The organism is Streptomyces sp. SCSIO 30461, from assembly GCF_037023745.1.
Classification (GTDB): Bacteria; Actinomycetota; Actinomycetes; order Streptomycetales; family Streptomycetaceae; genus Streptomyces.
The window spans coordinates 792,586-804,132 of the sequence record NZ_CP146101.1; the positions used below are offsets into that span (position 1 = coordinate 792,586).

At 70.3% G+C, this 11,547-nt stretch carries 11 protein-coding genes; 4 read left to right on the forward strand and 7 right to left on the reverse strand.

The features are described 5' to 3' along the window. Positions 1-138 precede the first annotated feature (138 nt). Positions 139-552, forward strand: coding sequence for a Zn-ribbon domain-containing OB-fold protein (locus tag V1460_RS03750; RefSeq protein ID WP_338672106.1), 414 nt, complete (start codon positions 139-141; stop codon positions 550-552). On the opposite strand, the gene V1460_RS03755 is transcribed toward V1460_RS03750, so the two are convergent. The 6 genes from V1460_RS03755 to V1460_RS03780 all read right to left on the reverse strand — a co-directional run bounded on the left by V1460_RS03755 (position 536) and on the right by V1460_RS03780 (position 7,591). After that, complete coding sequence (locus tag V1460_RS03755; RefSeq protein WP_338672107.1) at positions 536-1,087, reverse strand: GNAT family protein; 552 nt, start codon at positions 1,085-1,087, stop codon at positions 536-538. The genes V1460_RS03750 and V1460_RS03755 overlap by 17 nt on opposite strands. Before the next feature lie 113 nt (positions 1,088-1,200). After that, complete coding sequence (locus tag V1460_RS03760) at positions 1,201-2,538, reverse strand: radical SAM protein (protein ID WP_338672109.1); 1,338 nt, start codon at positions 2,536-2,538, stop codon at positions 1,201-1,203. 428 nt (positions 2,539-2,966) lie between these two features. Then, on the reverse strand, positions 2,967-4,583 hold the full coding sequence (locus V1460_RS03765; protein ID WP_338672110.1) for an alpha/beta hydrolase: 1,617 nt from the start codon (positions 4,581-4,583) through the stop codon (positions 2,967-2,969). Positions 4,584-5,119: 536 nt separating this feature from the next. Next, complete coding sequence (locus V1460_RS03770; protein ID WP_338672111.1) at positions 5,120-5,845, reverse strand: pyridoxal 5'-phosphate synthase; 726 nt, start codon at positions 5,843-5,845, stop codon at positions 5,120-5,122. Positions 5,846-5,855: 10 nt separating this feature from the next. After that, positions 5,856-6,281 (reverse strand): pyridoxamine 5'-phosphate oxidase family protein, encoded by a 426-nt coding sequence (locus V1460_RS03775; protein ID WP_338672112.1) that lies wholly within the window; start codon positions 6,279-6,281, stop codon positions 5,856-5,858. Between the two features lie 131 nt (positions 6,282-6,412). Continuing rightward, positions 6,413-7,591 carry a thiolase C-terminal domain-containing protein gene (locus V1460_RS03780; RefSeq protein WP_338672113.1) on the reverse strand — a complete coding sequence of 393 codons (1,179 nt, stop codon included), beginning with the start codon at positions 7,589-7,591 and terminating at the stop codon, positions 6,413-6,415. A gap of 167 nt (positions 7,592-7,758) precedes the next feature. Between V1460_RS03780 and V1460_RS03785 the strand changes: the two genes are divergently transcribed. Both V1460_RS03785 and V1460_RS03790 read left to right on the forward strand, forming a co-directional pair. Continuing rightward, complete coding sequence (locus V1460_RS03785) at positions 7,759-8,985, forward strand: acyl-CoA dehydrogenase family protein (protein ID WP_338672114.1); 1,227 nt, start codon at positions 7,759-7,761, stop codon at positions 8,983-8,985. Continuing rightward, on the forward strand, positions 8,982-9,488 hold the full coding sequence (locus V1460_RS03790; RefSeq protein WP_338672115.1) for a nitroreductase family deazaflavin-dependent oxidoreductase: 507 nt from the start codon (positions 8,982-8,984) through the stop codon (positions 9,486-9,488). The genes V1460_RS03785 and V1460_RS03790 overlap by 4 nt, the downstream gene beginning before the upstream one ends. A gap of 132 nt (positions 9,489-9,620) precedes the next feature. Here V1460_RS03790 and V1460_RS03795 read toward each other — a convergent pair whose 3' ends face one another. Continuing rightward, the gene (locus V1460_RS03795; RefSeq protein ID WP_338672117.1) at positions 9,621-10,268 is read right to left on the reverse strand and encodes a TetR family transcriptional regulator; all 648 of its coding nucleotides are present in this window, start codon (positions 10,266-10,268) and stop codon (positions 9,621-9,623) included. 290 nt (positions 10,269-10,558) lie between these two features. Here V1460_RS03795 and V1460_RS03800 point away from each other — a divergent pair, with 290 nt between their 5' ends. Next, positions 10,559-11,503 (forward strand): VOC family protein, encoded by a 945-nt coding sequence (locus tag V1460_RS03800; RefSeq protein WP_338672118.1) that lies wholly within the window; start codon positions 10,559-10,561, stop codon positions 11,501-11,503. Positions 11,504-11,547: the final 44 nt, after the last annotated feature.

The window sequence follows — 11,547 nt, forward strand, 5'->3', positions numbered from 1 at the left end:
CGGGTCTCGGACGAGACGGGAATCGATTGCGAATCGGTCACGGGTGTCCGTCCCGGGCTCTTGCGCCTGTACGACCCCGTCCGCTGAACTGATGCATCGTCAGATGTGGCGAGGTCGGTTGGGAGAGGGAGTCCGCGAATGATCGAGGCCGACGACTTCACACGAACGTACTGGGCGGCGGCAGCCGACGGCCGGCTGCTCATACGGCGCTGCGGGTCCTGCGGCGAGGCGCACCACTACCCTCGCGAGTTCTGCCCGCACTGTTGGAGCGAGGACGTCGGCTGGGAACGGGCCGAGGGCCGGGCCACGCTCTACACCTGGTCCGTCGTCCACCGCAACGACCTGCCGCCGTTCGCGGACCGTGCCCCCTACGCGGCGGCAGTGGTCGACCTCGCCGAAGGGCCGCGGATGATGACCGAGGTGGTGGACTGCCCGGAGACCGACCTGCGCGTGGGGATGGACCTGGAGGTGGCCTTCCGGAAGGAAGGCGACGGCACGGAGGGGATCGCGGTACCGGTGTTCCGGCCGAGCCGCGCTAAGCCGTCCGCCTGAGCCAGTCACGCGCGAGGATTGCCCAGATCTGCTTGTCGTAGCGCACCCCCTCGTACGGCCAGGCTTCGCGCAGAGTCCCCTCCAGCGTCATGCCGAGCCGCCTGGCCACCGCCGAGCTGCGGTCGTTGTCAGCCCGGCAGTACCACTCGGCCCGGTGCAGCCCCCGGACCGTGAACGCCCAGTCGAGCAGGGCGCCGCAGGCCTTGGTGACCAGCCCGCTGCCCTCGCTCGACGGCTCGAGCCAGCACCCCACCTCGCAGGTGCCGGCATCGGCCTGGAAGCCGGTGAACATCACCCCGCCGATCAGCACCCCGTCCCGCCGGATGCCGTAGAGGCGCCCGCCGTCGGCCGCCTGGCGCTCGGCGTACCGTCCGAGCGTGGCCCGTGCACCGTCGACATCGGTGGTGACGAACCCGGCCCCGACCCAGGGGCGGATGTGCTCCCGGGCGCGGTCCAGATGCGCGGCGAACTCCTCGGCGTGCCAGACCTCCAGCGGTTCGAGATGGGCGTTGTGGTGCAGCGGCAGCGAGAACAATCCGGGCCTCCCCTTCACATGGCCAGTGCTGCGGCAAGTATCACGCGGCGGCCGGCCGTGGAGTGCTCCGCGGCCGACCGCACGGCGGCACCCCCCGAGCCACGCGCCCGGACTCACGCTTCCGCGGGTTCCTCCGCTTCCGCTGACTCCACGGCAGGCAGGCTGTCCATGAACGAGCTGACCGAGAAGACCGCGCGGCCGGGCCCGGGCTGTCCGTAGCCGGGAGGCGAGGAGAGTCCGAACTCGTCCATGGTGGCGCGGTACACCTCCAGCAGACGGATGTGGTATTCGAGCGGCGCTCCCTGCGGGTTGGCCTTGCCGAGCGGCGTCGTCGGTTCGGGGCACCAGGTGGTGAAGCGGGGAGTGATCCCGTGCGACATGAAGAAGCGCAGCCCCTCGGCGGTGGACGCGATGGCCTCGTCCACGGTGGTGAAGCCGGACGGCTCGGCCATCTCGACACCCGCGACGAAGTTCGGGATCACATTGCGGGCGCCGAAGACGTCCGCCGAGTCGAGGATGCGCTTGTGCCACTCGTCGCGGCCGACGTACCGCTCCTTGCCGGGGCAGTACAGCTCGAAGAGCCGGCGGTCCCAGACCTCGTAGTTGGGGTGGTAGATCTGGATGCCGTAGTCCTTGAACCGCTGCACGTCGTCCTTGGGCAGGGCCTGGGCGACGACCTTGCCGATCCACCGGCCGGGGAAATGCTCCTCGATGGCCTTGGCGTACCGGCCGTAGAAGTCGGCCTCGTCGCGTCCGCCGACGGTCTTGGTGATGGCGCCGCCGGTGAGGGTGTAGGCGGTGGATGCCTTGGCGGTGTCGTAGCGGTCGATGATCTCCAGGGCTTCGAGCACCTCGTCGACGTCCTTCACGCCGGTGTAGGGCCGCCCGGCCGCCTTATGCTGCCGCCAGTTGTGGTTGATGTCGCAGTACTGGCACTCCTCCTTGGCGCCGAAGTACTGGCAGACCCGGAAGACGGTCAGATAGATGAGGTAGCCCCACTGGATGGTGGGCGCCACCTCCATCACGGACTTCCCATTGGAGAGCTTGTGCCGGTAGTACTCCGGCATGGGCGGCACACCGACGTCCGCGATCCGCTTGCCGTCGAGGTAGAGCCCGAGCAGCCCCTCGTCGCCGGCCGCGACGCGGTACGGCGAGGACGGGTTCACCCGCACCGAGACGACCGTGCGCCGCAGGTCGTAAGGCCCGCCGGTGAGGATGATCTCCTCCGGCGGCCTCCTGAGCGCGGCCTCGCCCAGCTCGGGCAGGGTGCCGTGGTCGAAGGAGAAGATGAAGTACGACTTCGGCTTGACCTCACCACCCTCGTTGTCGGAGAGCGCGGACGCGTCGAAGGCGACCCCGCCCCGGAGCAGGTCCTCCTTGAAGACGGCTTCCCGCGGTACGTGCGGGAACCTCTCCATCAGATCCTCGACCAGTGCGGTGCGGCTGTCCATCCCGTGTCTCCTCCCGACTCAGGCGTTCGACCCCTCACCGTATGCCCCCTCGGCACGGGCTGTGCCGGGGGCCTCGGGCCGGGGTGTGCCGACGCGCTCGGCACGGGTGCGTACGCCCGTCCTCCCCCGGCGGCGGCACCGGTCCCCGCGTCACCCTCCGGGTGCCACGCACAGCTGCGCGGTCACACCGCGAACAGCAGGTCCGGATCGGCGAACACCCCGGCGACCGGTGGCCCTGCGGACCTGGACAGGGGATGGGTGTTGCCGTGTGCGGCGGGGCGAATCCGGGGTACACGGAGGCACAGGGGGGACCTTGATCTCCAAGCCCGAAGGGGGCAACCGGTTGGTCGATGCCTTCATGGCCCGGGCGCGAACGTGGGGCCCCGCTCAGCGGAAGCCCCACGTCGATCCGGCTCACCCGTGGGTGCTCAGAAGCGGCTCACCATGCCCGGGACACCCCGGGGCGTCGGGATCGGCAGCGGGCTGGTGCCGCTGCGCCCTCCCTCGGCCGGGGGCTTCGCCTTGCAGGTGATGTCCTTCGCCGGGAGCTTGCCCGTGGTCAGGTAGGCCGTGGCCGTCTTGTCGGCGCACGACTTGCTGCCGTAGATGCCGTGGCCGATGCCACCGGCGACCGTGACCATCTTCGAGCCCTTGAGGTGCTTGCGCAGACCCCGGCCGCTGACCAGCGGGGTCTGGGAGTCCCACTCGTTCTGCAGCAGCAGCGCGCCGACCTTGTTGTCGATCACGGTTGCGGGCTCGCTGCCCTGCTTCTTCCAGAACGCGCACGGCTTGATGTTGGACGCGAAGTCCCCGTAGAGCGGGTACTTCTTCTTGTCCTTGATCGCGTCCCGGCGGTACTGCTCCGGATCGGTCGGCCAGGCGCGGGTGTCGCCGCAGACCACGGCCCAGAAGCTGGCGTCCTGGTTGTCCGACGGCACCTTCATCTTGGCGGCGGTGCTCCCGAACGCGGGCGGGGCAGGGGTGCGCTCGGGGGTGCCGGACCGGGTGGGCGCCGGGGTGGTCTTCTTGCCCGCGGCGGCCTTCTTCAGGTCCTTGACCGTGTTGGCGGCCCATTCCACGTTGAAGACCATGCCGCGCATGTACATGCGGATGTCATCGCCGTTCATCGGCACACCGCTGCCGTCGTCGATCGGCTTGCGGTCGGCCTGGGCGACCAAGCCCCAGAAGGTCTTGCCCACGGCCTCCGGGGTCTTGCCGAGCTTGTACTCGGAGTGCCGCTTGGCGGTCCACTTGGTCCAGTTGGCGAACGCCGGCTCGGCGCCCTCCGCCCACACCTGGATCATCCCGCGCCAGACCCTGTCCGGGTCCACCGAACTGTCCAGTACGAAGCGGTCGGCGCGCTTCGGGAACATCTGGGTGTAGACGGCGCCCAGGTAGGTCCCGTACGAGTAGCCCAGGTACGAGATCTTCTTCTCGCCGAGCACGGCACGGATGACGTCCATGTCCCGGGCCGTGTTGCGGGTGCTGATGTGGCGCAGCTTGTCGCCCTGCTTGGCATCGCACTTCTCGGCGACGGTCTTGGCCCACTTCACGTCCTTGGCGAACGTGGCGGCCTTGTACGGGCGCTCCCAGTTGCGCTCGGAGGTCTTGAGGCCACAGCTCACGGGGGAGCTCCGGCCGACACCGCGCGGGTCGAAGCCGATGAGGTCGTATTTCGCCGTCACCGACTTCGGCAGCTCGCTCGCCAGGAACGTCGGCATCTCGACGCCCGTGCCACCCGGGCCGCCCGGGTTGGTCAGGAGCACACCGCGGCGCTCCTTCCCGGTGCTTGTCTTCACCCTCGATATCGCGAGGTCGAGCGTCTTGCCGCCCGGGCGGCCGTAGTCGAGCGGCACCTTGATGGTGGCGCACCGGAGCGTGGCAGGCATGTCCTTGCCGCAGCGCTTCCATGAGGGCTTCTGCTCCTGGAACCGCGCCAGGGGGTTCTCGGCTGCGGTGGCGGTGGCGGCCGGGGCCAGCGCGGGCACCAGGGAGGCGACGGCGCTCGCCGCCAGGAAGGGGACGGCTATTCGCTTTCTGCGCACGTGGGGAAGGTCCTTAGGTTCGGGATCTTGTGCGGATGTGACCGCACTTACCTTCCCTTACGCGGTGGTTGGGGCGAATCCGCCGCCGGGCGTGATGTGTGCTCCGCCCGTGGGTGGACCGGGTGGCGGCGGAGATGGTCCGTGAGTAGTACATCCTCGACCCGCTTTTTCGCGTCCGCCGGGCGGGACGCGTCGTCGGGTGGCCGCGCCCGCTCTCCACTCCGCACCGCATGACGAACGCCTCGGCGCCGACACGGCACGGCCGCCGGGCGACCGGCCCCGATACACCCGGCCCATTCCCCCGGCACCCAGCCGCGCGACGATCCGGTACCGCCCGACCGCCGGCGGATCCCCTTCCACCAGCGCGTCGAACGAACCCTGATCGGTTTCCCGGCCCACCCCAACCCCCAGTGAGCTTCAGTGACTCCCTGCTGTCATGAAAGTGCCTCATCATCCCGCAGGGGCAGGACACCCGGCACATCGGACCGTGTACTCGCCGATGCCGACCGGTCTGCCGGGCCACCGCCCCGGTGGACTCAGGGCCAGAGCAACTCCCTTTGCCAGGAGTGCCCTTCACGGCGATAGCGCAGGCGTACGTGCCTGCGCAGCGGGTCGCCCTGGAAGAACTCCACCTCGGTGGGCTCCAGGAGGTACACCGTCCACGTGTCGGCCATCGCCTCAGGCTCGGCGCCCGCCCGCTCCCAGGCCGCTTCGCTCGCCGCCAGCAACTCCGCTTCGGAGCGCAGCACTTCGCTCTGCCGACCGACGAGAGCGGCGGCCAGCGCGCCGATGGAGCGGGCGTGCAGGTCGGCATACGCCTCATCGGGGGTACCGATCGTGACGCTGCCCCGGACGCGGATCTGGCGGCCCTGGGCGGGCCAGTAGAAGCCCAGGGCCGCTTCGGGGCGTGCCGCGAGCTGGCGGCCCTTGGCGCTGGTGGTGTGGGAGGCGAAGTGCCAGCCGCGTTCGTCGGCGTCATGCAGCATCAGCGTCCGCAGATCGGGGCGTCCGTCCTCGTCCACGGTCGCCAGGGTCATCGTGTGCGGCTCGGGCTGCCCGGCCGCCGCCGCCTCCGTGAACCACCGGTGGAACAGCGGCAGGGGTTCGGCGGGGGCGGTGCCGGGTTCAAATCCGGGCAGCTCGGTGTCCCAGACCCGCAGCGACCGCAGCAGCTCGTGAAACGCCTGGTGCTGGTGCTGGTGCTGGTGCTGGTGCTGGTGCTGGTGCTGGTGTTCGGGGCCGGGCTTCATACCGTGGTTCATACGGCGATCTTCACAGCGACCCCAGGTCCGACGACACCCAGTGTTCGGGGTGCATATGGATCACGATCGAGTCGCCGTGGTTCTTCTCGGCGAACTCGACATATCCGTCCACCTTCTCCGCCGGGAGATAGCGCGCCGCGATCTCCCGGAGCACCTCGCGGGTGCCCGGCGATGTGCGGGTCACCGCGCCCTCGACGGAGACGTATCGGATGGTGGGTTCGAGTCGGTCGATCATCAGGGTGAAGCGTCCGGCCGCGTCGATCAGCCGGTGCTTGCGGGAGCCGAGCCCGGTGAGGACCCAGATGTCGCCGCCCGGCTCGTACTGGTACCAGACGGGCACCGAGAGTGGTGCCCGCCCTTCCTCACCGGCCACGGACAGCGCCGCGACATGGGGTTCGGCCAGGAACTGCTCGCGTTCCTCACGGGACAGTGGCACGGGAGGCTCCTCTGCGCTGCTGCGGGAAGGACTGCTCCACTGTCGCAGCCTCGCGGGGCGCATTTCACGGTGACACACGCGGGCAGCCGCCGTTGGCGGGCGGGGCGAGGCCCGCGTGCGGCTCGGCGCGGTCAGCGACCCAGTACCACCGTTCCCGACGAGCAGAACCAACCGCCCGTGCCCGACGCCACCGCCAGCTCGGGCACGCTGCCGTCAGCCCGGCGCACCTGGTGGGCGCCGGCCTCGCCGCGGAGCTGGCGTACCGCCTCGACCAGCAGGAAGAGACCGCGCATACCGGGATGGCAGGCGGACAGTCCACCACCGTCGGTGTTCACCGGGAGTTCGCCGTCCCAGCGCAGCCGGCCCTTCGCCACGAAGGCGCCGCCCTCGCCCTTCGCGCAGAAGCCGAGGTCCTCCAGTGTCACCAGGGTCATGTACGTGAAGGCGTCGTAGATCTCGGCGATGTCGATGTCCTGCGGGCGCACCCCGGCCCGTTCGAACGCCAGGCGTCCGCTGACCGCCGCCGGGGAGACGGTGAAGTCCGCCCAGTCCGACATGGTGGTGTGCGAGACGTGCTCACCGGTGCCCAGCACCCACACCGGGGCCTTCGCCGAGTCCGGTACGAGGTCCTGTGCTGCCAGCAGCACGGCGCAGCCACCGTCGCTGCGGATGCAGCAGTGCAGTTTGGTGAACGGATCGGCGATCAGCGGGCCCGAGAGCACGTCGTCCACGGTGATCGGCTCCCGGAACATCGCGTCGGGATTGCGGGAGGCGTTGGCCCGCGCCTGCACGGCGACCTCGGCGAGCTGCTCCAGTGTGGTGCCGTACTCGTGCATATGGCGGCGGGCGGCCATCGCGTACTTGGCGATCAGGGTGTGGCCGTAGGGCACCTCGAACTGCAGGGGGCCGCCGGCTCCGAAGGACAGATTGGCGGTGCGGCGGCCGGCGCGGATGTCGGCGCGTGCCGTGGAGCCGTAGACGAGGAGCACGGCGCCGGCATGGCCCGCGGCGATGGCGTCGGCGGCGTGGGCGGCCATGACCTCCCAGGTGGCGCCGCCGACCGAGGTCGAGTCGACCCAGGTGGGGCGCAGGCCCAGATGAGCGGCGACATCGACGGGCGCGAGGGTGCCTAGACCGGCCGAAGCGAAGCCGTCGATGGCACTGCGGTCGAGCCCGGAGTCGGCCAGCGCTCGGCGGGCGGCCTGGGCGTGCAGGGCATAGGAGGTGGGTCCTTCGACCCGGCCGCAGTCGGAGTGCGCTATGCCGACGACGGCGACCTTGCGGTGGGTGCGGCGCTGACTGGACGACATGGCATCTGACGGTACATCAGATTCTTCGTTGGTGGTGGCGTGGATCTGTGCTTCTGGCGGCCATCGTCCTAGCATCGTGCGGCCTGATGTGACATGCCGTCAGTCATGTCCCGCATGTCATGTCATGCCGTCAGCCATGCCGTCGGTCACGGACGGGAGCCGAGCCCATGGACGCCGCCTTCACTCCGGAGCAGTCCGCCATCCGCCGCACCCTGCGCACCGCACTCTCGAAGGGGGCGCCCCCGGGTCCGTCGGCGCACCCCGCCGGATTCGACCCGGGGCTCTGGGCCCGGCTCGCCGCCGAACTGGGCTTGCCCGGAATCGCGTTGCCCGAGGCGTACGGCGGCGTCGGTGGCGCCACGATGGATCTGGCCCTCGCCTTCGAGGAGTTGGGGCGGGCGCTGGTGCCGACCCCGCTGCTCGCCACTGCCGCGCTGGCCGGACCCCTGATCGCCGCACTCGGGGACGGGCGGCAGCGCGCCGAGCTGCTGCCCGCGCTCGCGGACGGTTCGCTCACCGCGGCCCTCGCCGTCCCGGGGCGGAGCCTCGCGCCCGCGCTGGGGCTCACCGGGGAGCCCGGGGACATTGCCGACGGGCTGTGGGCGGGAGGCGGGCGGGCCGGTGGGGTGCAGGCGAGGCCCGCGCCCGGTGGTGGCGGCTGGCTGCTGTACGGCGAGGTCGGCCAGGTGCTCGACGGGCACAGTGCCCCGCTGCTGCTCGTCGCCGCGCACACGGGCGGCTTCCCGCGGGCCCGTACGCTCCTGTTCCTCGTCCGGGCGGACGCAGTGGACGCAGCGGACGGAGCCGACGGAGGTGGCAGCGCGCCGGGGCTCACCCGGGCCCGCTGGACCGCGCTGGACGAGACCCGGCCCCATGCCCGCATCGAACTCCGCGACACTCCAGCCGAATTGCTCGGACAGGACAGCGCCGACGCGGTGTCCGACGCGCTCACCGCCACCGGACGCACCGCCGCCGCGCTGCTCGCCGCCGAAGCGGTCGGTGCCGCCGCCTCCGCCCTGGAGCGCACCGTCGGGTATGCGAAGGAGCGTGAGCAGTTCGGCCGGCCCATCGGCTCGTTCCAGGCGGTCAAGCATCGGTTGGCCGACCTTTACGCGGCCGTCCAGGCAGCCCGTTCCGCGGCCTACTACGCCGCCTGGGACCCGGACGCCGGGGCTCTCGCGCTCGCCCAGTGCCTGGAGACGCTGCGCAACGTCGCCTCGGAGGCCATCCAACTGCACGGCGGTATCGGTTTCACCTGGGAGCACGAGGCGCATCACTTCTTCAAACGGGCCGCGTCCGACGAACTGCTGCTCGGCCCGGTGCACCGGCTGCGGGAGCGGGCGGCGCGTTCGGCGGGGCTGTTCACCGTGCGAGAGACGGCGGGTGTCCGATGATGCCGAGACTGGTGCAGAAAGTGTCGTCGAGCCGGGCCTTCGCCAGGACCGCCCCGCATGTCATCCCCGCCCTCGACCGCGCGGTGCACCGGCTCACTCGGGGAAAAGTGTTGCTCAGCGCACAGATGCTGCCGGGCGTGATCCTGACCGCCCGGGGTGCGAAGAGCGGGCTGCCGAGGCGGACCCCGCTCGCCTGTATGCCCGAAGCGTCCGGGGCGCCCCAACCGCCTGAGGCGGCGCCCGGCAGCTGGATTCTGATCGGCTCCAACTTCGGCCGGGACGCCCACCCGGCGTGGACGGCCAATCTGCTCGCCCACCCCGACGCCGAGATCAACTGGAAGGGTGAGGACATCCCGGTGCGCGCCGAGCTGCTTGCCGGGCGTGAAAGGGCCGAGGCTTGGCAGGCCGCGCTCGTGTTCTGGCCGCCGTACGCGGCATACCAGGCGAGGGTGGACCGTGAGATCCGGCTCTTCCGTCTGGTGCGCCGAGACGTGCGGTGCTGAGTGCCCGATACGGGTGGTGCTGGGTGCTGGGTGCTGGGTGCTGGGTGCTGGGTGCGGGGATCGGTGGGTGCGAGGTGCGGGCGCGCCTCAGTGACAGGACGTGGCGCGGCGCGCCGGATCGCGTCCCGTCGGCTACTTGGTGGGCTTGCGGCCGGTGATGCCCAGGTGCACCAACAGCGCCAGGTTGGGCTTGAGTTCGGCCTGCCTGACGCCCCAGGTCTGGAAGCCCTTCTGGTGCGAGGCGACCGAAGCGAGCATGGCGACCAGTGAACCGGCGACCGCCGCCGGGCTGACGTCCTTGTCCACCTTGCCCTTGGACTGGAGTTCCTTGACCGCGTCCGCGAGGGAGTTGGTGACCGACGTGAGGATCTTCATCCGGATCTTGTAGAAGCGCTTGTCTCCCTCGGCGGCGCCGAGGTCCACCACGCGCAGGATCGCGTCGTGCTTGCGCCAGAAGTCGAGGAATCCCTCCACCAGTTCCTCGGACGTCGCCCACGCGGTCTTGCCGACCCAGGAGCGGTCCGCCACGAGACCGGTCAACGCGGCGCCTTCACTCGCCATTTCGTCCGCGATCTCGAGGACGGCGCCCTCGACGTCGGGGAAGTACTGGTAGAAGGTGGCGGGCGATGTGCCCGCCTTGCGGGCCACGTCGATGACCTTGACGTCCCGGTACGGCGAGGAGCTGAGCATCTCGCTGAGGCAGTCGAGCAGCTTCTGCCGCGTCGCCTGGCCGCGTCGTCCGGCCACGCGGCCGTCGACGGTGCGTACTTGTCCTGTCATGCCGTCAGCTTACCGAGGGGTGATCGGCGCGCGATTCGGCCGACTGCAAATGGGGTGCGTCCCTCGAATGGAGCAATGTTGTTATCAACAGCCTGTGGATAACTTCAGTGGACAACACAACACAACCCGCGTTGAGTCCGCTCGCCCGTCCGCGGGCGGCGCACAACACAACGGACAGCCCATCCCTGCGTGCGGCGCGTAGTCCACTCCGCTTGACTGTTTGTGGTTGTTTGCGCGTTTATGAATGGAATCGCGCGAGTCGCACCCCGCGTCGAGGAAGGGGCCGGGCCATGGCCGGTTTCATGGAGGGCATGCCCTGCTGGGTGGACGCCCAGCTGCCCGACCTGGAGGCGGGCAAGCGCTTCTACGGCGAGCTGTTCGGGTGGACATACGGCCGATACGGGAGCGGCGGCGAGGCCGAGCGGTACGGCCACTACACCGAGGCCTACCTCGGCGGGCGGCGGGTCGCGGCCCTCGTGCCCAAGCGGGACGGCCGGATGCCCACGACCTGGGGTCTGTACTTCGCCACCGACGACGCCATCAGGACCGCGGGGGCCATCCAGCAGGCGGGCGGCCAGGTGATCATGGCGCCGATGCCGGTCGGGCCCTTCGGAGTCGCGGCTCTGGCGGCCGATCCGGGTGGTGCGGTGTTCGGGGTTTGGCAGCAGAGCGAGCGGCACTCGGGCTTCGAGATCCAGTCGGTGCCGGGGGCCTACTGCTGGGCCGAGGACTACACCCGGGAGAAGGAGGCGGTGGACCGCTTCTATGCCGAGGTCTTCGGCTTCCAGGGGACCCCGCTGCCGGACGACACGGTGGACTATCTGATGTGGTCACCCGCCGGTGCGGAACCGGGGGAGGACACCGCGATCGGTGCGCGCAGTGTGATCACGGCGGCCTTCCCCGCCGAAATGCCGGGCCACTTCCTCGTCTACTTCGCCGTGGCCGACTGTGATCGGACGGTGGAGGCGGCGATCGCACTCGGCGGGCGGATCACCGCGCCTCCCTTCGACATCCCGTACGGGCGGATGGCGGTGCTCAGTGACAACCAGGGGGCGTCCTTCGCGGTGCTCGCCCAGCCGAGGGCGGCGGGCGGCGGGGGGTGGGAGGGATCGCGAGAGGGGCCTCGGGGTGAGTCGCCGGGCGGATCCCGGGAGAAGTCCCCGACGGAGTCCCGGGAGGCGGAGTCCCGCGAGGAAGCAGTCGATCAGGGAAAACCTGATCCGCAAAAGCCATGAAGGGTCCATATCGCGCACAGGTGGCGCAGATGGCTTCAGATGGC